This is a genomic window from bacterium (genome assembly GCA_035527515.1).
Taxonomy (GTDB): domain Bacteria; phylum B130-G9; class B130-G9; order B130-G9; family B130-G9; genus B130-G9.
On record DATLAJ010000157.1, the window covers coordinates 14532 to 41513 of the forward strand.

General features: G+C 55.9%; 15 protein-coding genes. 9 read left to right on the forward strand and 6 right to left on the reverse strand.

The window, feature by feature from the left end; translation table 11 throughout:
* Nucleotides 1-30 precede the first annotated feature (30 nt).
* The 5 genes from VM163_12880 to VM163_12900 all read right to left on the reverse strand — a co-directional run bounded on the left by VM163_12880 (nucleotide 31) and on the right by VM163_12900 (nucleotide 7971).
* A complete protein-coding gene (locus VM163_12880; protein HUT04773.1) occupies nucleotides 31-1194 on the reverse strand; it encodes an HD domain-containing phosphohydrolase in 1164 nt (387 codons plus the stop codon).
* The gene (locus tag VM163_12885) at nucleotides 1187-2401 is read right to left on the reverse strand and encodes a response regulator (protein ID HUT04774.1); all 1215 of its coding nucleotides are present in this window, start codon (nucleotides 2399-2401) and stop codon (nucleotides 1187-1189) included. Before VM163_12885 ends, VM163_12880 begins: the two co-directional genes overlap by 8 nt.
* The gene (locus VM163_12890) at nucleotides 2402-4474 is read right to left on the reverse strand and encodes a PAS domain S-box protein (protein ID HUT04775.1); all 2073 of its coding nucleotides are present in this window, start codon (nucleotides 4472-4474) and stop codon (nucleotides 2402-2404) included.
* Between the two features lie 837 nt (nucleotides 4475-5311).
* The gene (locus tag VM163_12895; protein HUT04776.1) at nucleotides 5312-6490 is read right to left on the reverse strand and encodes a radical SAM protein; all 1179 of its coding nucleotides are present in this window, start codon (nucleotides 6488-6490) and stop codon (nucleotides 5312-5314) included.
* The gene (locus VM163_12900) at nucleotides 6487-7971 is read right to left on the reverse strand and encodes a radical SAM protein (GenBank protein HUT04777.1); all 1485 of its coding nucleotides are present in this window, start codon (nucleotides 7969-7971) and stop codon (nucleotides 6487-6489) included. The genes VM163_12895 and VM163_12900 overlap by 4 nt, the downstream gene beginning before the upstream one ends.
* Nucleotides 7972-8116: 145 nt before the next feature.
* Between VM163_12900 and VM163_12905 the strand changes: the two genes are divergently transcribed.
* The 3 genes from VM163_12905 (at nucleotide 8117) to VM163_12915 (ending at nucleotide 15433) form a co-directional block, all read left to right on the forward strand.
* Entirely contained in the window at nucleotides 8117-10801 is a 2685-nt protein-coding gene (locus VM163_12905; GenBank protein ID HUT04778.1) for a PAS domain S-box protein, read from the forward strand.
* Nucleotides 10802-10883: 82 nt separating this feature from the next.
* Nucleotides 10884-12809 (forward strand): ATP-binding protein, encoded by a 1926-nt coding sequence (locus VM163_12910; GenBank protein HUT04779.1) that lies wholly within the window; start codon nucleotides 10884-10886, stop codon nucleotides 12807-12809.
* A gap of 179 nt (nucleotides 12810-12988) precedes the next feature.
* Nucleotides 12989-15433: an ATP-binding protein gene (locus tag VM163_12915; protein ID HUT04780.1), complete on the forward strand. Its 2445-nt coding sequence runs from the start codon at nucleotides 12989-12991 to the stop codon at nucleotides 15431-15433.
* 256 nt (nucleotides 15434-15689) lie between these two features.
* Here VM163_12915 and VM163_12920 read toward each other — a convergent pair whose 3' ends face one another.
* Nucleotides 15690-18389, reverse strand: coding sequence for a M1 family aminopeptidase (locus tag VM163_12920; protein ID HUT04781.1), 2700 nt, complete (start codon nucleotides 18387-18389; stop codon nucleotides 15690-15692).
* An 888-nt stretch (nucleotides 18390-19277) separates the two neighbouring features.
* Between VM163_12920 and VM163_12925 the strand changes: the two genes are divergently transcribed.
* The 6 genes from VM163_12925 to VM163_12950 all read left to right on the forward strand — a co-directional run bounded on the left by VM163_12925 (nucleotide 19278) and on the right by VM163_12950 (nucleotide 26875).
* Entirely contained in the window at nucleotides 19278-21224 is a 1947-nt protein-coding gene (locus VM163_12925) for a serine/threonine-protein kinase (protein ID HUT04782.1), read from the forward strand.
* Complete coding sequence (locus VM163_12930) at nucleotides 21199-22386, forward strand: LysM domain-containing protein (GenBank protein ID HUT04783.1); 1188 nt, start codon at nucleotides 21199-21201, stop codon at nucleotides 22384-22386. Before VM163_12925 ends, VM163_12930 begins: the two co-directional genes overlap by 26 nt.
* Before the next feature lie 288 nt (nucleotides 22387-22674).
* Nucleotides 22675-23739 carry a PIN domain-containing protein gene (locus tag VM163_12935; GenBank protein HUT04784.1) on the forward strand — a complete coding sequence of 355 codons (1065 nt, stop codon included), beginning with the start codon at nucleotides 22675-22677 and terminating at the stop codon, nucleotides 23737-23739.
* An 85-nt stretch (nucleotides 23740-23824) separates the two neighbouring features.
* A complete protein-coding gene (gene ispD, locus VM163_12940) occupies nucleotides 23825-24532 on the forward strand; it encodes a 2-C-methyl-D-erythritol 4-phosphate cytidylyltransferase (protein ID HUT04785.1) in 708 nt (235 codons plus the stop codon).
* Nucleotides 24514-25005: a 2-C-methyl-D-erythritol 2,4-cyclodiphosphate synthase gene (gene ispF, locus VM163_12945; protein HUT04786.1), complete on the forward strand. Its 492-nt coding sequence runs from the start codon at nucleotides 24514-24516 to the stop codon at nucleotides 25003-25005. The genes ispD and ispF overlap by 19 nt, the downstream gene beginning before the upstream one ends.
* Nucleotides 24968-26875: an amino acid permease gene (locus VM163_12950; protein HUT04787.1), complete on the forward strand. Its 1908-nt coding sequence runs from the start codon at nucleotides 24968-24970 to the stop codon at nucleotides 26873-26875. Before ispF ends, VM163_12950 begins: the two co-directional genes overlap by 38 nt.
* Nucleotides 26876-26982 lie beyond the last annotated feature (107 nt).

The following is a 26982-nucleotide window of genomic DNA, read 5'->3' on the forward strand; positions in this document are numbered from 1 at the left end:
GCGGCCGGCCGGTTGTTGCGGTTACAGAGGTCAGGCCTGGCTTATGTGCGCGCTGTCAGCTCGAACGAGCACGCTGACTGAACCGTCAATCACGCCAATCGTGGCGAAGTTTTTAAGCCTCCAAAGCAGTGTCGCGGTTAGCTCGTGTCCCCTTGGGACCAGAAGGACTTTGTCCTTGGTTCTCACATCGGCGCCCAAGACCATGCCCGGAACAATCTCGTTTACGTTCAGCCGCCTGATCTCATATACAAGCGCCTCAGCAACTATCTTGCCCAAGGCCTCCAACGCCCTGAGGTCGTATCGGGCTCTTCTTCTTCGCAACTTTTGTAGCGCCTCGACCTGACTTGACCCGGACATCGTGTAGTTATCGAAATCAAGTGCGAGCTTGAGCAGCCTCGAGCCGAGCGGAATGTCCTCTCCACTCACGTTGTCCTGAGGCACGCCGGAGCCATCGTAGCCCTTCTCCTGATAGGCGATGATTCTGGCAACGCCTCCGAGCCGAGGGATGCTCTGGATCAGCTCCGCACCGATCGCCGGATGCGCCTCGAACATCTGCTTTTCACCGTCCGTAACCTCATCGCTTCCGTAAAACTTCAGCAGGACCTCGTCAGGCACGGTGACGCAGCCGATCTGGGACAACATCGACGCCACGTCTATCTCCCAGGCGTTGTTGATCCCGAGGCAAGACATGAGCTCTTGCACCATGCGACGCACTCTTTGGGCGTGCCCGAACGACTTGGTTCTCGTCAGCGCCAGCACGTCGCTTAGGACCTTGACGCTTCCACTCAGCGTCTTCTCGAGAAGCTCTTTCTCCGCCGTGATCAGCCGGTATTGCTCGACGCCTGCCTGGAGCGATTTGATGAGCAGGTCCTTTGGACAGGGTTTCGTCAGAAAACGAAAGATGCTGCCCTCATTGACCGCGTCGATAGCGGTCTCCATGTCGGCCTGACCTGTGAGCATCATCCTAACCGTCTCCGGTGCGATCTTCTTGACCTGCCTCAAGAGATGGATGCCGTCGATTCCTGGCATCTTCATATCAGCGACTACGACGGCAAAGGGCTTACCGTCAACGATCATATCGAGCCCTGCTTGCCCGCCTTCCGCGGTCGAGACGTCGAGTAGCCCGTGCAGCTGGCGCCTGAAGCTCATTAAAATATTTGGCTCATCATCTACGAAAAGCACTCTGTCAGGCATTGTCATTCTCCTTATCCGTTATTTGAATCGATGTGGCTCGCCATGCGTCAAGCCGGTCCGAAAGCCCGATATCCGAAAGGTGCGACAGGTCGATCTCGCCCTCAACGCATCCCTTGCCCGATCGCACCTGATGTTCCATGGCGTTTGCCACATGCACCGCCGTAAGAGTCGCGAACTGCGCAGCCCGGCTATCGCTCGGCCGGTGATGGAAGGCAACCGCCTCGACAATGGGGTCAGGCAGGCCCCAAAGGCCAAGCAAGTAGGCGCCCACGTCCGGATGCGCCGCCCCGAAGACCTCCCGCTCTGCGCTTACCACGGACATGTCTCCTTCTTGCGCTAGCTTCATGGCCCTAGCATACTGGTCAGGGAGATTCGTGGCCAGAACGAGCTTTCCGACATCGTGAAGGAGCCCGGCCATAAAAGCGTCGTCCAAGATATCTCTGGCCGCATTTTCCGCACTGGCTATCGACTTGGCAGCCGATCCCACAACTATGGAATGCTTCCACAGCTCTTCAACGAGGTGTTCTATCTGCTTGTTACCCTTGAACTGCGAGAAGACGCGAACCACCAGGACCAGCGCTCGGACCGTCTGAAGGCCGAGCAGGTTCACCGCCTGTGTGGGGCCAGAGATATGGTGACTGACCCCAAAAAACGCGGAATTGACCAGCTGCAATATCTTCGCTGTCATGCTGACGTCGCTAGAAATTATCTGACCGATCTTATTGATCGAGGGAGATGGCGATCTGAGCTCCTGCATGAGCTTAGTATAGATTGAGGGTAAGCAGGGCAGCGATTCCATCATCGTAACTAGTGTCTGAAGAACATCGTTCGAAATAAGCTCCCTCAGCGCAAGCGTGCGGTCTATCGTACTTTTCATAGTTGCCGCATCGCACGGTTTTGAAAGATATTGGTGCGCCGGCTCGACCGAGCGAAGGATTGTCTCGCTGTCGGACTGCCCGGACAACACGATTCGCGCAATCTGGGGATGTCTATCTCGAACTTTACTCAGCAGCTCGGCGCCGTCCATCGCCGGCATGCGCATATCGCTGACGATGACATCGAATTCCTTTGTGTCTAGCGACTCCAGGGCCTCCTGACCACTTTGGGCGAACTCCATGTCCCACTCGCCACGCAAGCTGTGTAACATTCGCCGAAGCCCCTCAAGAACGCGTGGCTCGTCATCCACGAAAAGGATTCGTCGCATCATCTACTCCTTGTTGTGCTCTTTCTGCTCTGAACTGATCGGCAGACCGATGACGAAGGTAGTGCCATGGCCCTTCTCCGACTGGATGTCGATCGTCCCTCCGTGTTTATCTACGACAACGGAGCGAGCAATCGTCAAGCCCTGTCCAGTCCCCTTGCCGACCTCTTTGGTCGTGAAGAACGGGTCGAATATCCTGCCCCTGATCTCATCTGGGATACCCCCGCCTGTGTCGCTGATGCGAATCTCTACAATATCACCCTCTTGTCTGGTCGAGATAGTGATCTTGCCCTTGCCGTTCGACCCATCACCAACAACGTCCCCGATCGCGTGGGCCGCGTTGACTATGATGTTTAGGATCACCTGGTTGATCTCACCAGGCAAACACTCAACAAGCGGCAGGTCCGGGTCAAGCTCCGTTGCCATCTCCGCAACGTATTTCCACTCGTTGCGCGACACGGTGATAGTGTTTTCGATCGCCTTGTTGATGTTTGTCGCGACCTTCTCCTCGGCGGGAGGATGGGCAAACTGCTTCATCGCGTGGACGATGCTAGATATCCGCTCGATGCCCTCAAGGGCTTGCGCTATGGCCTGGGGGATTTCCTGGCTCAGATACTCCGCATCAACCTCCTGGGCGAGGGAGCGAATCTTCGCAACAAGTTCGGGCGATGTAGCTCCGTCCTGAAGCGTCCCCAATAGGCTGTCGTATTCACTCAGCAGCCTATTGAGGTCTGTGAACCCATCTTGGAGAAACGATACGTTGTCGCCTACGTACTGAGTGGGTGTATTGATCTCGTGCGCGATGCCTGCCGCCAATTGACCGATCGACTCGAGCTTCTGAGCCTGCAAAAGCTGCGTTCTAAGAATCTTCTGTTCCGTGGTGTCCCTGAAAAAGACCACGGTGCGCTTCTTTCGCACGACCTCCGTGACAACCAGGTCCAAGTCCGCATAAATGATGGTGCCGTCTTTTCGCAGGAACGGAATGTCCTTCTCATGCGCCTTTTGTCCAATGGCCCTGGCCTCAAACTCGCAGAGCAGAGAGCTCGCGGCGTCTGGCGGACGAATGTCGCTGATGTTAATCCCTTGCAGCTCTTTCTCGCCATATCCAAGGGTCTCGCAGAAGGCTGGGTTGGCGCGAATGACCTCTCTCGTCTGTGAATCAATTATGAGCATTCCCTCGGGGTTGGCCTCAAAAAACGTCTTGTAGGTAGCATTCGACTCCTTCAGGGCAGCTTCCGCCTTCTTGCGCTCGGTAATGTCTCTAATAATGCCCACAGCGCACCATTTGTCCTGGATCTGGACCGAAGACATCGAGAGCTCAACCGGGAACCTGGTGCCGTCTTTTCGCAAACCATGAAGCTCAAGCGTCTTTCCCACTGCCGCCCCCTTCCCAGTGTGCTTGAACCTGGCAAATCCTTTTTCGTACGCTTCGTGATACTCCACCGGCGCAAGAGTGTGGTGCAAATCCTTGCCAAGAACCTCACCTGCTTCATAGCCAAACATGGCCTGCGCCGCCTCATTCCAATAACTCACGTTCCCGTCATTATCCATTATAACAATCGCGTCTTCTGCCGACGTCGAGATCGCGCGGAACTTCGCTTCACTCTCGTGCAGCGCGCGCTTGGCTCGCCTCTCCTGAGCAATCTCCGTTTTCCAATGTTCAACCGCCGCACGACGCTTTTGGTTAAGTCGGAGGATAAACACGCCTAACAAGACAAGAAACAGGCCAACGACCGCCAACCACGGCCAGTACTCCGTCATGACATTCTGCCCCGAAAACACTCCACTGTGCTCGTCCGGCGCAACCCGTGCCGATTTGAGGCGCTCGCGCTCTAATTGATAGTTGCCTGGGATTGTCCCGCCCGCCCATCCGTCGGCCGCGTTGAGCGCAAGACTCTCCTGCCCATGGTCCGCCTGCACCCCACCGAATAGGGGCACTGGCTGCACCATTATCGCGAGGCACAGCAATGCCAAGACAACACAACCCACGCAGCCTTCAGCCCCGCCGGCCCGCCGATACACTTGCCCAGTGCTAAATCGCCTCGACTGACTGATAATACTGATAATAATTGAGAGCATCACCCACCCTCCTAGATACGTATTGCGTTTCACCTTGCTGATGATCCATTAATCGATCTCCACTCGTAGATTCTTAAGTTCGATCTCACGGTACTTACTGCTTCCGCGATTACGTACTGCAGCCTGTTGACAAGGACGCACCGGTCGCTTGCTGACGTTACTTGCGGAGCCTGGATCTGGGATGCCAGATGACACGATTCGCGTCGAGAAGATGACCGACTTGCCTGTTGGGCAACCTCGAGCCTCAATTATATGCCCGGAAGGCTAAAGGCATTTGTGAGGCAATTCCCGTTGGAACGGGCAGAATCCTCGCAAAAAGGCCGGTAACCTCCGCGTACTGATGAAAACGGCACGAAGCGAAATGCGTTGAGAACCCCCGATCCAGCATCTTTGGAAGGACGAGATGGACCTTTACAGTCGCTTATGCAAGCGACCCCAAGACACCTCGCTAGTCACCATGGAGAAATGGGTTTCAAGCAAGGGGCTGGATCAGAAGGTTCTCAACGATCGTCTGGCTTGCTGCTGTCTGACAACCCATTCTCTCCGAATATGATATATGCAGTATTTGTGCCACAGGGACAAGAATATCTATATTGAGCGGTGCTTAAACATCTGGAGTCCCCTATATAGCCGTGATTGGAGCAGAGGCATCTTACTCCACAGGATATGGCGTGCGCCGTGTAGGGCAATTTGTCGCGCTTGTCCGGGAGTGAAGCGTAACATATCCTGACGCATTTGAAGGATCATTATGTCTTTGGCCTGTTTTACGGTGTTTGTGCTATGTAACAGAAGGTGACATGGCAGGAACAGACTGCCAGCCGGCGCCAGTACACGTAGCTATTCGGCAGGGACTCTCGGACCTCGCCCGAGACGCCCCCTCAACGACGAGGCGAAGTCGAGCGCTTCCTTGATTGTAATTGGCTTTCGCTTGCGGTAGTTGCCTGCGAAATGGCTCGCCGTCTGTGCAAGTGGCCAGATGTGGCGAAAGGTGTTGGAGACCTCCATCCAGCAAGGGTGCATGCAGCCTGGGCACGCGCGTCTGAGGTTTCTCCAGTGGTCCTGGGCTCTCGGGGACTCGAAGCGGGATATGAAGCCTGGCGATAACAGTGAATCCTCTGGCCTAAACTCGTGGCATATCGAGAACCTGCCGGCCGGATCGACGGTGAAGTACAGCGTTCCGGCATCGCAGATGCCACAGTGGCGACCGTTTTGCAGGACGAACTTTCGCATCTCTTGGAGGAAGCGGGTTGAGTTGAGTACTGTGCCTCGCCTCTTGCGCTGAAGGAGAGTGTTCATGGAGTTGATGAACGTGGTTCGGTCTGCTACGGAGAGCTCAAGTTCTGGCGCACAGTCGGAGAACCTCAGGCCGGGCTTTCTCTTGGGTGCAAGCTCGGTCGGCATGAAATTGGCGCGGAATCCTATAAATGAGGCGAACTCCTCGAGCAGGGGGAGCTGATCGACGTTGATTGAGGACACGCAGGTGGACATGATAAGTAGCGAGCCGCGTTTTCGCACAATGTTCGAGAAAAGGACCATGTTGGAGACGACTTTTTCCCACAGGGCACTGTCGTTCCGGCAGATGTAGGCTTCCTCTTCTGGAAACAGGGTATTGAGCGAGACCGAAATGGAGTCAATGCCAGCTTCAACAATTGCTCTTATCTTCTTTTCACTCACATCAACGGCATTCGTCATGAGCCGCGTGATCAGGCCCTTTCTCTTGAATATCCGTGCGACCTCGGGAAGATCATCACGCATGAACGGCTCGCCACCGCTCAAGCTCACCACAACTACGCCCATGTCGTAGAGCCGGCTCGCTAGCGTTTCTATTTCGTCTAGTCCGAGCTCATCCTCCTTGTTGGCGCGGCGCCAAACGCTGCACATCCTGCACCTTAGGTTGCAGCGGTCGGTTATCTCGTAGATGACATAAATGGGCTGGCGCCTCGTGAGCAGCGCCTTTGTGAGGCGATAAAAAGCCCTTGCAGCGGGATGAGCGTCGAATAAGCTGCCTGCTTTCACTGAGGTGTCCTCTGAAATCGCTTGCTCCTGGCAAGGAACGCCATCAGCGCAATGAACCCCTTGAAGATTCGACATAAGTCGCCCCATGAACGAACCTTGGCAAGCTTCCGCAGGACATAAGACGGCCTGAAGTAGAAGGAGCGCTTGGCCAGCAAGAGCATCTTGCGTATCTCCTCCTCGTCCCTGTAAGCGAAGGGCACGAAGACCGGCTCGTAGCAATCGTAACGAGAGAAATCCATATTCAGCCTTCCGTACTTGTGCGCCTCCTCAAATATCTTGGTGCCGGGGAACGGCGTAGTTACGTGGAAATCCGCATAGGTGGGGTTTATCTCTAGTGCGAACTTAATCGTCTCCTTGGCCATCTTGGGCGTCTCCCCAGGAATCGCTATCATGAACGAGGCCGTTGTCTCTATGCCCGCTTCGTTCGTCCACCTGATAGCATCCCGAGCCTGTTCAAGCCTTGTGTGTTTGTTCAGCAGGTCAAGAAGGCTCTGGATGCCGGTCTCGATCCCATAAAACAACCGCCAACAGCCAGAGCGGCGCATCACCTCCAGTAGGCCCGGGTCAACCGAATCAATCCTCGTCGCTGCTGACCAGGTAACATCGACTTTCTCCGCGATCAGAATCTCGCAGAGCCTCAGCAGCCATTTTTTGTTGGTGGTCATCGTGTCGTCCCAGAAGAATATCTCCCTCGCACCGTAGTCGCGCTTGAGCTCGCATATCTCGCTGACGATGTTCTCCGGGCTCCTGAGCCTCAGCGTCCTTCCCATGACGGCCGTGTTGTTGCAGTAAGCGCAGTTGTAAGGACAGCCCCTGCTGCCCATTATGTGAACCGCCGGAAGCCGGCTGTACTGGTGCGGCAGCGGCACATACCTTTTCATCGGCAGCAAATGCCTGGCAGGGAACGGGAGGGTGTCGAGGTCCATGATGAGCGGGGGCCTGTGGGTCGCAATCGGAGGTTCTAAACGTCTGCGAAAGACGATGCCCGGTATCTTGGACAGAGTCGCCGCGTCCGCTAGGAATGCCTCTTTGTCCCAATTGGCAGCGGCAAATGCCTCGACCAGCCCTAAAAGAGGTATCTCGCCCTCGGGATAGACGATAATGTCAAACTCTGGCGATTCGGCCAGCAGCTTCTCCTTGAACGTTGCTGCATGATGCCCGCCGAGGACGATAAGGACTTCGGGGAACCGGGACCTCACCAGCGCTGCCAGCCGCCGGTTCGGGCCGAACAGCGACGTGATCGAAGTGAACCCTATGACTTTCGGCTTGATGGCAGAGACTCTCGCAAGGACCTCATCTTCCGTAAGCTCGAGGGCCAGGGCGTCAACGATGCTGGCGGAGATACCGTGCTTTAGCAGGGACGCCGCGAGCATCGCGAAGCCAAGAGGCGGCGTGTATGTTTTTATTATCTGCCTTGTTCGCGCCTCTTTCTTGGAATAGCTGCACGTTATGAACAGAACGTCGGCCTGCTGGACAGGCATAAGTCGATTATCCTCCTGTGCCGAAATCAAATGCACAAAGTGCTGGTATCATAGCCGCACTTGGCTCGATTGCAACCGGCCGGAATGATTGACATCCACCGGCCCTAATAGTTAGGGTAGTAATATGTAGATATTGTGGGGACCGGTGCGAGACATCGGCAACGCCAGGGCAAGAACAATGGTCGAACCGTCGTTGCAGAACTTTCTCGACGCGATTCAAGATGGAATTGGCATCATGGACTCGCAATTCAACATTGTGCGAGTCAATCGCTCGATGGGAAAGATGTATTCCAGCAAGGCTCCATTGGTCGGCAGCAAATGTTACGAGGTCTATCAGCAAAGAGACAGCCCCTGTCCCTTCTGCCCGGCGCGCTCAACACTCGAAACAGGCGAACTGCAGACCGCGGTCGTGCCTTATCCCTCAGAGAAAGAGCCTACCGGCTGGATTGAGTTGTCAGCCTTCCCGTTGAAGGACTCAAATGGGGATGTGATTGGCGTAATCGAACACGTGAAGGACATCACGAAGCGCAAGCGGGCGGAGGAGGCTCTGCGGGCGAGTGAGGAGCGTTTCAGGGCAATGTTCGAGACCGTGAGCAGTGGGATCGCTGTATATGAGGCGGTCGATGACGGCAAGGATTTCGTTTTCAAGGACTTCAATCGGGCTGGGGAGGAGATGGAAGATGTATCGAGGAAAGATGTTATCGGCAGAAGGGTAACTGAGTGTTTCCCTGGGGTGATGGAGCTCGGGCTTCTTGAAGTGTTTCAGAGGGTCTGGAGCACAGGAGTGCCGGCGCATTTTCCGATCGGCCTCTATAGGGATGAGAGAATTACCGGGTGGCGCGAGAATCGTGTTTACAAGCTGCCTTCTGGGGAGATTGTTTCGATTTACAATGACATCACGAAGCGCAAGCGGGCGGAGGAGTCGCTTCGGGCGAGCAAGGAGCGGCTTCAACTCGCCCTGGAAGGGGCCGACATGAGCACGTGGCACTGGGATGTGCAGACTGGCCAGCTCAGTTCCGGGGTGGGATGGCCTAGCACCCTTGGATACTTGCGAGGCGAGATCAGGCGGCATGTTAGAAGCTGGGAAGAACTGATCCATCCAGAGGATGCAGCGAGGCGTGCTGAAACCCTACGTGCCCATCTCGATGGAAAGACGCCATTCTATGAGGCGCAATACCGGGTCCGTGGCAAATCGGGTGAGTATCGGTGGATCGCATCCCGCGGCAGAGTGGTCTCTCGAGACGAGAATGGGGCTCCTATCCGGATGGCGGGGAGCAATCTGGACATCACGGAGCGCAAGCGAGCGGAGGATGCCCTGAGAGCGAGCGAGGAGTTGTATCGAGCGGTGTTTGAGAACACTGGGACTGCTATGCTGATCGTTGAGGGGGACACAACGGTCTGGATGGCCAACAGCGAGTGGGAGAAATTGAGCGGTTATTCCAAAGACGCGATCGAGGGGAAAATGAGCTGGACGGTCTTTGTTGCCCCAGAAGACTTGGAGAGAATGAAGGGCTACAACGTCGCGAGGAGATCGTTAAGTGGTGAGGCTCCGAGGCAGTATGAGTTCCACTTCGTCCGCAAAGATGGCGACATCAGAGATATTTTGTTGAACGTTGATTTGATTCCGGGGACTTCAAGGAGCGTTGTTGCATTGTTGGACATAACGGAGCACAAGCAGGCAGAGGAGCGTTTGCTTGAGGCGCAGAAGATGGAGGCGATAGGCCGGCTCGCCGGTGGGGTTGCACATGATTTCAACAACATCTTGACTGCGATCATCGGCAACTTGGACCTAGTGAGCATGGACATGCCTGAGTCAGACCCTTGCCTGGAGGATATCAAGGAGGTGCGGGCCGCAGCGATCAGCGCGAGCGATTTGACGCGGCACCTGTTGGCATTCAGCCGTAAGCAAATAATCGCTCCAAAAGTGTTAAACCTCAATAACGTCGTCCGAGGCATGAACAAGATGTTGAGGCGCCTGATACGAGAGGACATCGAGATACAGACCTACTTGCCGCCGGATATCCCATCCATCAAGGCGGACGAGTCGCAGGTTGAGCAGGTTGTCTTAAACCTTGCTTTGAACGGGAGGGACGCGATGCCGCATGGTGGCAAGCTTATGATAGAGACCGCAGTAGTTTCTCTAGACAGGAATTATTGCAGCAAACACCCTTACATGGAGCCGGGGCAATACGTGATGCTGTCCGTAACGGACACTGGGGCGGGAATGGACCAGGAGACGGTCTCGCACGTTTTTGAGCCGTTTTTCACGACGAAGCAGATGGGCAGTGGCACTGGCCTGGGGCTTTCGACGGTGTATGGGATTGTGAAGCAGGCAGGAGGCAGCATCTCGGCGAACAGCGTGGAGGGCAAGGGGAGTTGTTTCAAGGCGTATTTCCCGTCTGTTGAAGAGAGGGCCGTCCAGCCGAAAGGAACTGAGGCCACATCTGGTGCATTCGAAGGAAGGGGCGAAACGATCCTCGTGGTCGAGGATGAGCGAGCAGTGCGAGAGCTCGTGGAGCGAGTCCTAGCTAGAGCTGGCTACAAGGTCAAGACGTGTTCCGGGGCCGGAGAGGCAATCGCGGTCTGCCGGGAATTGGGGGAAACAACCGACCTGTTGTTGAGCGATGTCGTGATGCCTGACATGCCGGGCAATGACCTGGCGGATATAATCCGCCGCCGGTATCCCGATCTCAAGACATTATTCATGTCCGGCTATGCCGAAAATGTGATTGTCCACAGGGGCATTTTGGACGCGGGAGTGAACTTCATAAATAAGCCTTTTGCCTCGGAGGAGCTGCTCAGGAAAGTGCGCGAAGTGCTGGACAGCTGACCCCGCTCGCTCCTCCCATGATCGGCTGGAGTTGTTCTGTTAGGCATTAAGTGGGGCGGCTGACTGAGGCGAGCTCCTGGGATTGCGGTCTAGAGCGGGGTCTTCAGGCCTTACCTATCCTGTTGCCAAAAGAACTCCAAAACGTAATACTGGTAATATGGACTTCCGGGAGATGACGAACCATCCGCTGGTCAAGAGGGCCAGACGGATCAAGCTTGAACACAAGATAATGTTCTTGTCGGTTGCGGCGGGAATTTTCGTCTGGGTTGTGTATTCCTTTGTTGATGGGTGGTTTTTTTTCGGCGGCTCGTTTGTCGATGGTCTTATACGGCCGGGGTCGATGCGCGAGCTACAGAAGCGGCTGTTCACGACGGCCAGTTTTGCTGCGTTTGGGGTGCTGGTTTCGAGGCTTCTTGCTATGCGCAGGAAGGCTATGGAAGCCACAAAGCGTGCAGCGGAGGCGTTGCAGAAGAGCCAGATGCGTTACAGGCTTCTTGCCGAGAACATATCGGACGTGATCTGGGTGTTTGACATAAAGACAAAGCAAGCTACTTATGTCAGTCCCTCCGTAACGCAGCTGTTGGGTTACTCCGTGGATGAGGCAAGGTCCCTCAGAAAGCGGGACCTCTTCGCTCCTGCTTCGCTGCCAGGCGTTCTGGAGATGAGTTCCGAGAAAATTGCTGAACAGATGGCCAAGAGCGAGTCTTCGCTCACATTCGAGCAGGAGATGCGGCGCAAGGACCGGACGCCTGTCTGGACGGAGACAAGCCCATCTGTCTTGAACGACGACAGCGGCGAGCCCAAAGAGCTTATCTTCGTGATGCGCGACATCTCCGAGCGGAAACAGACGGAGGAGCGGCTGCTTCAATCGCAGAAGATGGAGGCAATTGGCCGGCTGGCCGGAGGCGTTGCCCACGATTTCAACAACATCTTGACGACGATCGTCGGGAACCTTGACATAATAGGGTCTGATTCCTCGCTCGCCGGCAAGTCTCGGGTGCTAGTGGGGGAGGTACTCACCGCTGCGAACCGGGCGAGCAAGCTCACAAGGCAGCTTCTTTCGTTCAGCCGGCAACGTGTAACCGTAGCCGAAGTCCTCAATCTCAATGACGTTCTGAGACAGATGAACTCTATGTTGAAGCGGCTGATACGCGAGGATATCAAGATAGAGTTTGACCTGGAGAAGAATCTTGCCTCGATCAGAGCGGATTCGGTCCAGATGGAGCAAGTTATCATGAACCTTGCCGTCAACGCGAGAGATGCGATGCCTCATGGCGGGACACTCTCTATGAGAACACACTCACTTCTGTTTCGCCTCCGGCGCAGAACGTCGCATGGCTATGTCGATCCCGGGGCCTACGTGGTCCTGTCGGTGTCCGATACCGGCGAGGGGATCTCGCCAGCATCGGTCTCGCACATCTTCGAGCCTTTCTACACTACTAAGCAGATGGGCCGGGGCACAGGTCTGGGTCTGTCCACTGTCTATCATATCGTTGAGCAGTCGAGCGGGCGCCTCGACGTTATGAGCGAGCTGGGGAAAGGGACTTGCTTCAAGATTTATCTGCCTGCTGTTGGTGAGGATGCGATGCGGGTTGAGAACGTTGTGGAGGTCAGCGAGCCGCAGCCGGTAGTTCAGGGGCGAGGTGAGACGATACTGGTGGTTGAAGACGAGCTCGCCGTGATGGACCTCATAGAGCGAGTTCTCACGATGGCGGGCTATGATGCGAGAACTGCCGCATCGGGCGGCGAGGCAATGGCGATGGCCCAGGAGCTCGGCGATGGGGTTGCCCTGCTGCTGACGGACGTGATTATGCCGGAGATTCAGGGCGAGGAGCTTGCCAAGATCATAACGAGCCGCTGTCCGAGCACGAAGGTCCTGTTCATGTCGGGCTACACCGACGACGCCATTGAACACGTCAGCGGGCCTGCGAAAAAGAAGTGGTTCATCAGTAAGCCTTTCACCCCGGATGACCTACTGAGGCACGTCAGAAGAGTGCTCGACGGTTGAAAGGGCGCAGCCCCCGGGGGGCACCCGATGTGGCTCGATTGTCGGTCTGTTCGATGTGCCCGTCGTCTCTTTTGAGCCCTGTTCCTACTTGAGCTTGCACGGCACAAGCTCCTTCAGTAGGATGCTGTTTCGTTGTTCTGAGCATTGAATCACAACGGTGAAGTTGAGCGGAAGTTGAGATGGCAGAGATTGAGATCGATGAGTTGAAGCCTGAGGACTTACGATGGTCCTTTAAGCAGTTTGATTTCTCGCTAAACAAGGCCGAGGACGCCGAACCGACGCAGGGGACTGTCGGTCAGGACAGGGCAGTTGCCGCGCTGAAGACAGGCCTTGAGGTCCCCAGCCGTGGCTACAACGTTTTTGTTTGTGGGTTGAGCGGAACCGGCAGGAGGTCTGCGGTCAAGGAGATCGTCAAGCGCATCAACGCCGTTTCGCCGCCGGCTCCGGACAGATGCTACGTCTATAACTTCTCGTCTCCGGATAAGCCCGTTCTCATAGAGCTTAAGAAGGGTCAGGCCAGGGAGCTTCAGAATGATATGGACGAGCTGGTCGAGCAGCTCAAGAACCAGGTGCCGCGGCTGTTGGAGGACGAGTCATTTGGCGAGGCTAGCCAGAAGCTCGAGGACGAGGTGAAGGCCAGGGGGCGTGCACTGATTGATGAGTTCGAGAAGAAGCTTGAGGGGACGAAGTTTACGGTTGCCCAGGTGAAGGTTGGCCCGCTCGCCGTTCCAGACGTTTTCCCAGTCTTGGATGACAAGCCGGCAACTCTTGAGGATTTTGAGCATGCCGTCGCGGAGGGCAAGGCCCAAGTTGACGACATGGCTGCTTTCAAGACCCTTTATCAGAAGCTCAAACGTGATCTCGCCGATGTTCTCAAGCGCATCCGGCGACTCGAGGCCGAGGCGCTGAGGCGGATGAAGAACCTGACGATGCGATTCGGAGAAGCCCTGATCGAGGGCACTATTGGGGACCTCAAGGAGAAATACGGTAACGGGAAGCTCTCGAAGCACCTGAGCGCTGTCGGCAAGAGCATTGTCGAGAACCTGAATCTGTTCAGGAGTGCCGGCGAGGAATCCCATGGGGTTGCAGCCGCTTCAGAAGAGAAGTCATACGGCGAGCCGGACCCGTTTCTGCACTATCGCGTAAACGTTCTTCTGGACAGTACGGACATAGAGGATAGGCCCATCGTTATCGAGACAGAGCCAACGCCCAGAAACCTTTTCGGCATCATTGACCTCGAGCTTGAGCAGCCGGGCCAATGGCGCACCGATTTCATGCAGATCAAGGGAGGCTCGCTCCTGGCAGCGGATGGTGGCTACCTCATTGTCAATGCGATTGACATCCTGACCCAGCCGGGCGTCTGGGAGCAGCTGAAGCGCGCGCTGAAGAACCAGCAGCTCAGAATATCCGTCCCTGAATTGGGCTTCCCGTTTGGGCAACACTCTTTGCAGCCGGAGCCTATCGAGCTCAACGTCAAGGTGATTATGATCGGCGATGCGGTGATGTTCGACATACTTTACGGGCTCGATGATGATTTCAAGAAGATATTCAAGATAAAGGCCGAGTTCGACACACAAATGCCACTTGAGCCGGAGAACGTAGCCCAATTCATGTCCGTCGTCTCCAAGATAAGGCACGGCCAGAAGCTCATGCGCTTCAGAAAAGGCGCCCTAGGCACTGTGCTGGAGTATGCGATCAGAAGAGCTGGCCGTAAGGATAGGGTCTCGACGCGCTTTGGGGAGCTCGCTGACTTGATGAGCGAGGCGAACCTCATCGCCCTGAACAAGGGTACAAAATCGGTCTCCGAGGAGCACGTGCAGGCCGCGGTCGATGCGGCCATCAGGCGAAACAACCTCCTTGAGACAAAACTCAAGCGTTTGATCGAGGATGGGACGATCATGATCGACACTGATGGCGCAAAAGTCGGTCAGGTCAATGGACTCGCTGTCTTCTCCACCGCCAACTACACGTTCGGGCAACCTACAAGAATCACCGTATCCACAGCGGCCGGCGACAGCGGTATTATCAATATCGAGCGCGAGGCTGATCTCTCCGGGAGCACCCACGACAAGGGCGTCCTCATCCTAGCGGGCTTCCTGCGGCACCGGTTTGGCCAAACAAAACCGCTCAATCTCTCCGCCAGCATCTGTTTCGAGCAGTCCTACTCGGGCATCGATGGCGACAGCGCCTCGTCAACGGAGCTCTATTGTGTCCTTTCGAGCCTCTCAGGCGTGCCGATCAAGCAGGGCATCGCGGTTACTGGCTCGGTCAACCAGAAAGGGGAGGTCCAGCCCATCGGAGGCGTCAACTACAAGATCGAGGGGTTCTTTGATGTCTGCCAGGCCAGAGGACTAACAGGCAAGCAGGGCGTCGTGATACCGCGCCGCAACGTTGAATCCCTCATGCTCCACCGGGACGTCGTTGAGGCCGTCGCCGAAGGTTCGTTCCACGTCTATCCTGTTGACACGATCGATGAGGGCCTTGAAGTGTTGACCGGCGTGCCAGCCGGCAAGGCCGACGCGAAGGGCAAGTTTCCCAAGGGCACGATCAACTACCTCGCAGACCAGAAGCTCGAGAAGCTGGTCAAGGCTCTCAAAGAGTTCTCCCCGAAGGAGAAGAGCTGACGCGGCAAAGATTTGCAGAACTATTGAAACACTACCCGGGATTCCCCGCAGGCTCATACTGCTGGTATGCGGCGCTCTTTGAGCAGGGCACGTCAGACCTGCTCGGAGAGGTCAGCGCCGCCGAGCGGGTGGCTTCACGGGGGCTGGGTCATAATCCGTTACCGCACATCGTAGGGGCGATTCACGAATCGCCCTTTTTTGATTTGACCGACTCGCAAAGGACGGCTCGTGAGCCGCCCCAACGAATCTCTATGCCTCAGTTGGCCTTTACTTCTTTGACGTCCGAAAGGACATTGTGGAATGGGTCGAGCTCGACGGTCTTTGGCTTCGAGGGGACAGTCAGGACGAACTCGTGCTCCTTCTCGTGCACAAGCTTCCTCGAGAGATAGCGCTTCCCGTCCTTCGTGAATATCCATATCGGGAGCGGCATCTTGAAGAGTTTTTTGCCGACCTGCTTTACTTTGAAGGTTACCTCCCAGAGACCACTTTTGGACTTCCGCTCGCTCCAGGAATACTCATATTCCGGGTAGCCAGTACCATATATCCACTCGTCGAAGAACCAGCCAAGCGAGGGCTCACCACCAAGCTCGATCAGCTGCTCACGGCCAAGAGCCAGCTCGCATACTTGCCGAAAGTCGGAAGTTGTGGCGCGCCTCCAAGTAAACTGCTCGACGAACGTGCGAAGTATCCTAATCATCGCCTCGTCCCCCACCATCATGCGCAGCATGTGCATCACGTAGGCGCCTTTGTGATACATCAACTCGTAGCCAGCGCGCCAGCCCAGTCGTGCATAGCCGAGGCATATCGGGCCGTTGTCGTCGAGCCGCTTGGCGTTGTAGGCCCAGTCCTTCAATCGACCCTTGACGGAGTCGTTGTCCCGCGCGGACTGAAGATACATGAGCGTGGACATCTCCGCGAAGCCCTCCGAGAGCCACTGGTCCGCAGGCGAGAACCACCCGACGATGTTACCCCACCACTGGTGCGAGACCTCGTGGCAGTAGAGGCCCGCCTGCCAATCACCGACCCCGATTTCATTGCCCAGATAACTCGCCGACGAGAAGCCTGTTACGGTCAGCAAGGTTGCAAAGCCCCTGCCATGGCTCCAATTGACGGGACAGACAGCGAGCTTTGAATAGGGGTATTCCCCAAAGAGCTTGCCGTAGAACTGCAAGCTGCTCGCTATCTCGGGCCACACGTATTTCCTTGCCAATGAGCCGTCTTCGCCAAAAACCCACAAGGGCTTGCCAGCGACGTCGAAATCAAAGACTCTGAAGTCCCCAGCCACGAAACCGGGAAACCTCACGCAGCGACCCCCGACCCACTTCTTGGTTCGATACCCGTCAGCAACGGCCTCACTGACAACTCTCCCAACGCCAGCGGCCCTGAACTTCTCGGGCACCGTAATGGCCAGATCGAACTGCGTGCAATCCAAATAGCCTGTGTCAGGCAGCCAACCGTCCATGCAGCTCGCGATCTTGCCGGTCGTTATGCCGAAAAACCTCTTTATCCAGATGGGAACCTGCCACTCACTAAACTCCACCCCCTCCGCATACAGCACGTTCATCCGCCCGGCCGCGCAATCGACCGGATCGACAGGAACTAGAAGCTCGGAACCCATGTCGAAGAAGAGGATGTCGTTGCCGCCGGCGTCCGTCAGCGCGGTCGGGTCAAGTCGCCAGAACTCGAAGACCGCCTCGGTCGCGTTGGGCTTGAGCGTCTCATACTCAAAGATTATCCGGAACTTGCCCTTCTTCACTCTGTCCAGTTTGCCCTTTTCGAACTTGACGTCCACCGACCAGGACGTTGTCTTCACCCTGTCCTTGCACTCGTGCTGAAGCTCATGCCGGGTCTTCTCTTTCCTCTGTGCAGCGTCATCATACTCACAGTAGGTCTTGAACCACCTAAGCTTGTTCTTAGAAAGCTGCCTCTTGCGCCTGCCGGCCAAGCGAACCTCGCTCACGGCTGACGGGTCATAAGTGTAGGACAGCAGATCGTGCTTGGTCGTGTCGAACTCCAAGTAGAAGAAATCCGGAGTGCGAGGGACCAAGCAGATGGGACGCTTCTCCCCGCCGAACGCCGCGCCATAGCGACTCATGGTCGGGAGGAGCCGCTCGAAAAAGGCCTTTCTCGCCCCGCGCTGAAGCTTTGTGTCCTTGACAGGATGCAGGTCGAGCTTGTCGAGGAATGTCCTCATCCAGTCCGGATGCCCCCAGACAATTGTGTCGCCGAAAGCACAGCCCTCGAGTTCTTTTACTTTCAAGTGGTGCTCGAGCTGCTGCGTCTCCCGGTCGGAATCCGGGACGTCCGACGCGAGCTGCTTGGGCGGCTTGTAGAAGAGCTCTCCCACGCCGGAGATGAAGGCCGCCAGCGGCTTGTCCTCAACTTTGACCAGAACCAGCTTTCCTCTCTTGATCGAGAATCGCATGCAGTCGTGCGCAAACTGCATCTCCTCGAACTCAAAGACGTCCCTATTGAACGACTTGCCGGCCGCAGGCTCTTTCTGATCAAACGGAATACAAAGCTCATCAAACGACTGGATAACATCCTTCGACTTGGCAATGTACCCCGCCTCGCCCTGTTCCCACGAAACGCGCCAGTTCTCGACCTTGAACCGCTCTCCCACCTTTTTTGACCCGACGAATATGGTGCTTGTTACCCGTCCGCCGTCAGTCCGGACCTTGGGCTCCTCGCCGATCTTGGCGGTCCGGGCGTAGTAAGACGTAAAGTCAGGCCGCTTGATCGCCTCGCCGGCGTTTCGCTTACTCGGGTCCCAGGGGAACGTGATGCTGTCAGGACCATTTTGAAGCACGGCCTCTTGAAGACGCCAGATAGCTTTGAACAGCGGCTTGTCTTGCGGCACGGCATCACTGGTTTTGGCCAGACCCAAGGAAGGCAAGATGACGAGCGCTACACACAGAAGGCCGAGCATGATTGACGAACAGCTCAGTCGGGACATTCAATAACCCTCCCCAAATCGCGCTGTTAGGTGAAAAGCATTTATTGACACTAATGATAGCCTAACGAATACAATCTGCCAAATCAGAAATGTAGAAGGGGTTTGACCCTAGATTGAATGAACTATAAGGAATCGGCTGCACAGCCTCAGAAAGAGCGACCCTATCTGACGCGCTTGTCCTGGCGAGAGGCGAAGTCGCCACCTTCGCCTCAACTTGCGATACTCTTCCTCGCTTCAGCAAGCCTTGCCAAAACGTTAATGAGGAAACTCCCAGAAATAGCAGGACTTTTCGTATTTTTTGATTAAGGAGTGTTGTGTTGTTGGCTGTGGTTCTTGGTTTTGGTCAAGAGCAAAAGTGGAATTAGGATTGACGTGATGCTGACGTTTCGGTTCCCCGAAGGGGGGCCACAATAGTAGCCGTAGGTGGAACCTACGGAATCCGTTCACGTCGGTATCCTCGCGAGCCCGAATGGGTCGAACAGCCCGTCCACAGGGCTATGTTCAGCCCTTTTAGGGCTGTTTTCCTTTCCTCCTCTGACCCTGATCCGTAGGTTCCACCTACGGCTACTCACGTTCATCCCCTTCCGGGGATGCCGGAAGAACGCCGTCAGTTGAGCAGGCACGGGCACGATTACGAAAACTCCTCATAAGAATGCGAATTAACTTGTTGGACAGCCTCTGGAAGTCAGGTTCGTGCGAGTGATTTTAAGAACGTAGAATTGACATTAGTGTCGAGGTTAGTTATCTTTTTACTAAAGATATAGAGCTTGCTACCTTAGCGTGTGCGCTGCAGAATCTACAACGAGGGGCTTACTTTTATCTCGATGATAGATGGTTGAGGTCGGGGGAAGGTGAGTTGGTCTCGTTGAGTGTTCTGGAGGATTGGCAATGATTGGCAAGTGGGTGGGCTCCTATGAGGTTAAGGGCCTGATTGGCGAGGGCGAAAGCTCGATAGTCTATCGCGCTGTTCAGCCCAGTCTAGGCCGCCCCGTCGCGATCAAGAAGCTGAAGCTCTTCCAGACGTCCGATCCTTCCGTGCGCGAGCGTTTTCGCGAAGAGGCGCTTGCGCAGTCGAAGCTGAGTCACCCCCATATAGTCGTGCTTTACGATTTCGTGAGGCAGTATGACAGCTACTTCATAATAATGGAGATGTTGAAAAGGCGGACACTTCGGGAAGTGATCTCGGACGATGGCCGGGTTGCTTCTGACAGGCTGATACCGACGTTTTGCCAGATTCTGGATGCGATAGGGGTTGCCCACAGATTAGGCGTTTTGCACGGGGACATAAGGCCGAGCAACGTTTTCGTGTGCGAGGATGGCTCCCTGAAGGTGGCGGACTTCGGTGCTTCGAGAGTAATCGGCGTGAGCGCGATGCTTCCCGGGAGCTCCATTCCGGGGCGGGTCAGGTATTTGTCTCCGGAGGAGATCAGGCGTCAGGCGCAGGATGAGCGTTCGGACATTTACTCGCTTGGGGCGCTGTTGTTCGAGATGGCAACGGGCCAGCCTCCGTTTTCAGGCACGAGCGCTTTCGAGATCATGGAGCGACATGTGAAGGAGGCAGTGCCCTCGCCTCGTAGTATTGTCGGCCAGGTGCCTCAGGTGATCGAGGATGCGATCTTGAGGGCGCTTCAGAAGTCTCCTGATAAGCGGTTTCAGACCGTCAAGGAGTTCGAGGCGCATATCACGGGCGACACGATATATATGGAGGTCACGAGACTGAACAAGCGGGCGTTTAGTCTCTACAACGAGACCCAATACCGTTCAGCAATAGCGATTTGGCAGGAGGTTCTGAAGCTTGACCCGAGCAACGCCAAGGCACAGGGCGGGATAACAAGGGCTCATTCCCACCTCGGAGAGCCCGAGGGGCAGGGGCTTTTCGAGGCGGCGCTTGAGGTGCCCAGGGCCAAGCCATCCGGGGAAGGTGCGCGCAAAGAGAGCTCGAGAATGGGAAGGCATAATAGGACGCTCCGAGGGGCAATCTCGGTCCTTGTTCGTGCCATAAAGTCTCCGCGGTCGCTTCAGCGGGAGCCGCTCTTGATGTTTCTTTTAATCCTGATGCTTGGGGTGGTTTTCCTTTCAGGGCATTTGATCTTATTGCTGAGTAGCCCTGAGAGAGCGGAAGGGATTAAGCTCGCTGTTTCTAGGCAGGGGGATTTGCTTGAGCGCGGGATCAATGCTCCCTCGTCGGGTCTTGGGCCTAGGAACGTTCATTCCGACCGGCAGGTATTAGCGCAGGACCTGGCAGCCGAGGGGAAAGCGCTTTGTAACAAGGGGGAGTGGCGGAGGGCATTGGTGAGCTTTGAGAAGGCGAGCGAGCTTGCGGAGGGAACGATTCCTGGTCTGGTGGAGGATTACTCTGCTTGCTGCGTCCAGTTGGGAAGGGATAGGGTGAGGGAGGACCCAGACACTGCGCTTGAGTTTCTCCGTAAGGCCATTCGCATAAACCCCAATTCGTTTGAGGCGTTCCTTGAGGCTGGTCGGATTTGTTCCCGGAGACATGAGTATCAACGAGCTATCTCCAACTACAAGAAAGCTCTTTCGATCAATCCAGACCTTCCGCTTGCGCACTTCAATCTGGGGCACGCATATCTCTCGATGAAGCGGTATTCGCAGGCAGTGGCAGAGTTCAAGGCTGTGATAGGCAGTGGGTCATCTCTGATGTGCGATGCCTACATCAATCTTGGTGTAACCTATCACAAGATGGGGCGGCTAAAGCAAGCGGTTAAGGTTTTCTCTGAGGGTTTGAGGGCTTGTCCTAAGAGCAAGAACTTGAAGCTAAAGCAGGACCTGGTCCTAAGGCAGTTAAGGGATGCTTCGAGGAAACAGCAGCGATAGTTCAGGGAACACTCGTGATGGTTTGAGGTCGATTTGCATCGCCCGCGGCCTCAGCCTGCTTGTGATCTGCGCATGTCTGGCCGGCTGCGGCGTATCGTCATATCACCGGGTGCGCTCTGACCCGGGCATGTTCGTTCGTCGGACATACGTGAACCAGACTTATGGTTTCCGCTTTGTCGTTCCTCTGGGGTGGGTCGCCGAGAACGCCCCGTGGTATGCGCATGGAACGCTGGTCACTTTCCAGGCCAAGGACAACGCGACTTCCGGCAAGGTTGTGGTCTTCAGTTTCAACCCAAAACGCCATTTGACCAAGCAAGAGAAGAGAGATAAGATGATCGCCTCGCTAAGCCGTCAGCTTTATCCGATGCACCAAGTGGGAAGCCGTAGATTGATAATGCCCTGGGGCGATGTGCTTGAGGTGATCTACGATCAGCAGGTCGAATCGAGGCATTGCATTTGCAAGGTTTGGCTGGTAACTAACAGGTCCTTGGGCTATGCAATTGTCTGCCGGACCTCGGGTTTGCTTTACGTGCTTGTGAAGGATGAGATCAACAGGCTCTTTAGCAGTTTCAGATTGCTCGAGGCCGAGTCTGTTGGGGCGGAGGTGAAGGTCGCAAGTGATTTGAATAGGAAGGATTTACGGGACTCGATTGCCTCGCTCAAGAATCGCTATGTATTGGCGGTCAGGCGTGTGTTGGATGCTTCCACGGGTGATGGGGACAAGCAGGTGATCGACGGGCTGAGCCGTGACCTCGAAGTCTGGGAGCGGGACATCACAAAGGCCAAGCAATTGCTGGCAAGGGGAGGGCTCGAGCAATGCGCAGCGCTTCAGAATCAGCTTGCCAAGCAGCTGGCAGCGATAAACAGGACTGCACTTAAAGAGGGCTATATACTACATACGATACGCTGCAAGGGGGAGACACTTTTTGCGATCTCCAAGTGGTTTACGGGCGAGGCGAGAAACTGGCAGGGAATAAGGGATTTCAACGATCATCTCGATCCAAACGCGTTGAGGATAGGGGATGAGGTGAAGATACCGCTTTATTTGAGCCTCAAGACGCGTGATCCTATGAAGTGTAATGAGCGAGAGAAGCCTCGTCTTAGGCGGAAGCACAAAAGAGACAAGAGAAAGGAGGAGATGGAACCAGTCGGGCCCAAGTAAGTTCTATTATTGTATTGGACGTCAGACTGCGGGCTGAGAGCCGAGGAATAGATAGCATTTGGACGCAGATGGTCTGGCTAGGAGATGAAGCGGTGATTGCTGCGCTTGCGCATTGGTATATTTAATCTTTAATCTGTTGCACTTCTGAGCCGGTCCACAGCCAAGACATGATTGGGGATCCCTATTTTTGTGCGTCAAAGTAGTGTAGAGACCAGCTAGGTCTCGCAGCTTTGGCATCTTGGTGAGTGGCCTGAGCAGAGAGGGTGTTTTTTCATTGGAGGTTTGTAGATGAAGTACGTAACCAAGATAGTGTATCTGGCCGTTTGCATTGCGGCCGGGTATATCTTGGGAATACAGCTTGCGGGAGCCTTTCCCGGCTACCGCTTTTGGGGCTACACGGTTGGAGTCGCGATTGGCCTGATCGTCTGGCAGCTTTGTATGATGGTTGAGCGGCTTGCAGAGAGGAACCCATTGAGGACGATTTTGGGTGGGACAATTGGGTTGTTTCTGTCGCTTCTGCTCACTGGGTGGTCTTATAGGTTGATAGGAGAGCTTGCGGGCCCTGACATGCTGCCTGGGCCTTTCAAGTTCCTTCTCGGCATGGGCGTTCTGTATCTTGGAGTCAGGATCGGGGCGCTTAAGTTCAGGGAGCTGACTATTGGAAGCCTCAGGTCTTTCTTGCAGGGCAAGGCGGCCGACGAGGGTAACAAGATTCTGGACACTAGCGTGATCATCGACGGGCGCATCGCCGATGTGTGCGAGACGGGCTTCGTTGAGGGTAAGCTTATCGTCCCACAGTTTGTGCTCAAGGAGCTCCAACACATCGCCGATTCCGGCGATCCACTGAGGCGCAACCGTGGCCGACGTGGTCTGGACATACTGCATAAGCTCCAGAAGAAGTCCGACGTGCAGGTGGACATTGTTGACACGGACTTCCCATCGATCAAGGAGGTCGATGCGAAGCTCGTGCAGCTAGGCAGGAGAATGAACGCCAAGCTGGTGACCAACGATTTCAACCTCAACAAGGTGGCGAGGCTCCAGGACGTAGTGGTTCTCAACGTCAATGAGCTGGCGAACGCGGTGAAGCCCGTTGTTCTGCCGGGCGAGATCATGAATGTCTCCATCGTGAAGGATGGCAAGGAGCACAACCAGGGCGTCGCCTATCTCGACGATGGGACGATGGTCGTCGTTGAGGAAGCCAAACGCTACATGGGTAAGGTCGTTGAGGCAGAAGTCACCAGCGTGCTTCAAACAACCGCTGGCCGGATGATCTTTGCCAAGACAGGCGAGCACAGCGCCCCAGATTCCTCGAAGCGCGGACGCACGCAGCATTCGAGGAACAACCGGGCGTAGGTGCCTGAAGAGGAGTCGCATTGTCCTGCCACACAGATGAGGCATGGCAAGCAATCATGAGCGAGCGTCTAGCAGGCGGCAAGTGATGTTTGTATCAGCTGTCGTGGTTGCAGGTGGCTCAGGCATAAGAATGGGTTCGGCCGTCCCGAAGCCGTTCGTCAGAATCTGCGGCGTCCCGATGGTTTTTTACTCGCTCCAAGCCCTCGAGAGCTGTGATCCAGTATCGGAGGTCGTTCTTGTGCTCTTCGAGGGGGGCAAGCAGCGCCTCGCTTCGGTTGAGGGCACAGGGCGGTTCACGAAGCTTAAAAAGGTGATTCGGGGCGGCCCGCGCCGGCAGGACTCCGTTTACAGTGGCCTGCGGGCGTGCGACGAACGCGCAGAGGTCGTGGTGATACACGATGCTGCCCGACCGATGCTCGAGAGCGACTGGGTAACCTCGCAAATCGAGGCGCTCATAGGTTATGCTGGTGCAGTTTATGCGACGCCGATCACCGACACGCTCAAACAGAAGTCGGCCGGAAACGTCATCGAGCGCACTATCTCGCGAGAGAACCTATATGCGGTGCAGACTCCGCAAGTTTTCAGGAAAGAGTGGCTGCTTAGGGCGCATGAGCAGGCAAGAGCAACGAGCTTGGCCGCCACCGACGACGCTCAGTTGGTCGAGGCGATAGGTGGCAGGGTCAAGGTCCTACAAGGCAACCGCTGGAATATGAAGGTAACCTTTCAGGACGATCTTGTCGTTGCAAGCGCGCTGCTAGAGGCAAGGAGCAAGGAATGGTTCGCTTCGGAATAGGCTTCGACTGCCATCGGCTTGTGACTGGGCGAAAGCTCGTGCTGGGCGGCGTAGAAATCCCTTATTCTAAGGGCCTTCTAGGCCATTCTGACGGTGATTGCCTCTGCCATGCAATCGCCGACGCGCTTCTCGGAGCGGCCTGCTTGCCCGACATCGGCCAGCAGTTCCCGGACACCGACGCCCGCTACGAAGGCGCATTCAGCCTTGACCTCTTGGCGAGGGCGGGCGAGATGCTGGCTCAGGCGGGCCTTGCGCCCACGTTCATAGACTGCGTTATTGTCGCACAGGAGCCGAAACTTGCGCCGCATTACGCGTCGATGAGCAATGCGATCGCCGGCGCCCTTGACCTCGCCGCCTCCCGCGTGAGTGTGAAGGCCTCGACCACTGAGGGCCTGGGCTTCATCGGCGCAAGCGAGGGCATCGCGGCCATTGCGATTGCGACCCTGGCCGAGAAGCCCAACTGCGTATTGTGAGACAGGAGATTCGCCGATCAAGCTAAAAAAAGGCCTGGGCCTACCCGGTGTATTCTGCATGGGGGCTGGGAGCATGATCAGCTCCGGCCTGTTCGTGCTGCCTGGCATCGCCTTTGGGGTCTGCGGGCCGGCTGTTGTTCTGGCATACGCACTCGCGTCTGTCCTCGTGATACCGTCAATGCTGTCAAAGGCAGAGCTCGCGACAGCAATGCCCAAAGCCGGCGGTAGTTACTTCTTTATAGAGCGCAGCTTGGGACCGCTGGCGGGGACGCTGGCGGGCCTGTCAAACTGGCTCTCAATCGCATTGAAGAGCGCCTTTGCGCTTCTTGGAATCGGTGCATTTGCAGCGCTTGTCTATCCGGACCTTACCTCGTTGCAGGTCAAGCTGGTAGCCATCGTCTTCTGTCTCATTTTCACGATCCTGAACCTGCGGAGTATAAAAAGTGTGGGCAGGGCCCAGATAGCCCTTGTCCTCATCCTTCTCGTGATCCTGCTTATCTATGTTGGTAAAGGAGTGGGGCATGTAAATGTCGAGCGGTTCGCCGATTTCATGCCCAATGGATTTGGCGCGGTTTTCGCCACAGTCGGGCTGGTTTTTGTATCTTTCGGTGGGCTCACAAAGATTGCCAGCGTTGCCGAAGAAGTACAGAATCCGGGGAGAAACATCCCGCTTGGGATGTTCATGGCTTTCCTCGTTGTGAGCGCGTTTTACGTATCAGTTGTGTTCGTGACAGTGGGGCTGGTCGAACCGGATACGCTGTCCGGGTCCCTAACGCCTCTGTCGCTTGGCGCTGGCGTCTCGATGGGCCGCCTGGGAACCGTGGCGCTTGCCATTGGGGCCATCCTGGCGTTTGTTACGACCGCTAACAGCGGGATCGCAAGCGCCTCCCGGTCCCCGATGGCGATGAGCCGGGACGGCCTACTGCCCGGATTCCTTCAAAAACTCAGCCCCGTTCGCAGAATACCTTATCTGTCCGTTGTCATCACATCGGCATTCATCGTGCTGGTTATCGGTTTTCTGTCCATTGAGAATCTCGTCAAGACTGCATCGACCATGATGCTGATCCTCTTCGCGCTCGTAAACGTGGCGGTCATCGTGATGCGAGAGAGCAAGGTACAGGGCTATCGGCCGGTGTTTCGCGCGCCGTTCTATCCCTGGACACAGATTGCCGCAATCGGGCTGTATGGTTTCCTGATTGTCAAGATGGGGCTTCTGCCCATAATCATCACGGCACTGTTCTGCCTGGCAGCGACCGGCTGGTATGCGGCCTATTGCAGAGTCTGCGCAACAAGACAATCGGCGCTCGTTCATCTCGTCGAAAGGCTCACGTCAAAGGAGCTAGTCGATGGTTCACTCGAGAGAGAACTGAGAAAGATCGTTCTGGAGAGGGACGAGATCGTCGAGGACCGCTTCGACCGGCTGATCAAGGAGTGTCAGATCATAGACATCGAACGGGCGGTTACCGGCGAGGAGATGTTCTCGCTCGTCGCCGAGGCACTTGCGCCTCGGCTGGGGCTCGCCGCGCCTCAGCTCGAGAGGTTATTCCTTGAGAGGGAGAAGGAATCGAGCACGGTCGTTGGCCATGGGATCGCTATCCCACACATCATAGTCGATGGAGATCACCTCTTCAGTATGGCGTTGGTTCGCTGCCGGCAGGGCATTGAGTTCTGCGGGGAGACGCAACACGTGCATACAGCTTTCATCCTCGTTGGCACGAGGGACGAGAGAAACTATCATCTGCGGGCGCTAATGGCGATCTCTCAGATCGCCCAGGAGAAGGGATTCGAGCAGAGATGGCTAGCCGCTACCAGCGTAGAGAAGATGAGGAATGTCCTGCTCCTCTCTGGACGGAGAAGAGCAGAGAAGTAGCCGAAGCCTCAAGAAGCCCGGGACCTGGCCCGGGCTGCGACTTACGTTCAGTTACCCCTGGGTGTGATTCTGAGTTGTAGGTGGGTGATTTATTGTCCAGGAGTTTC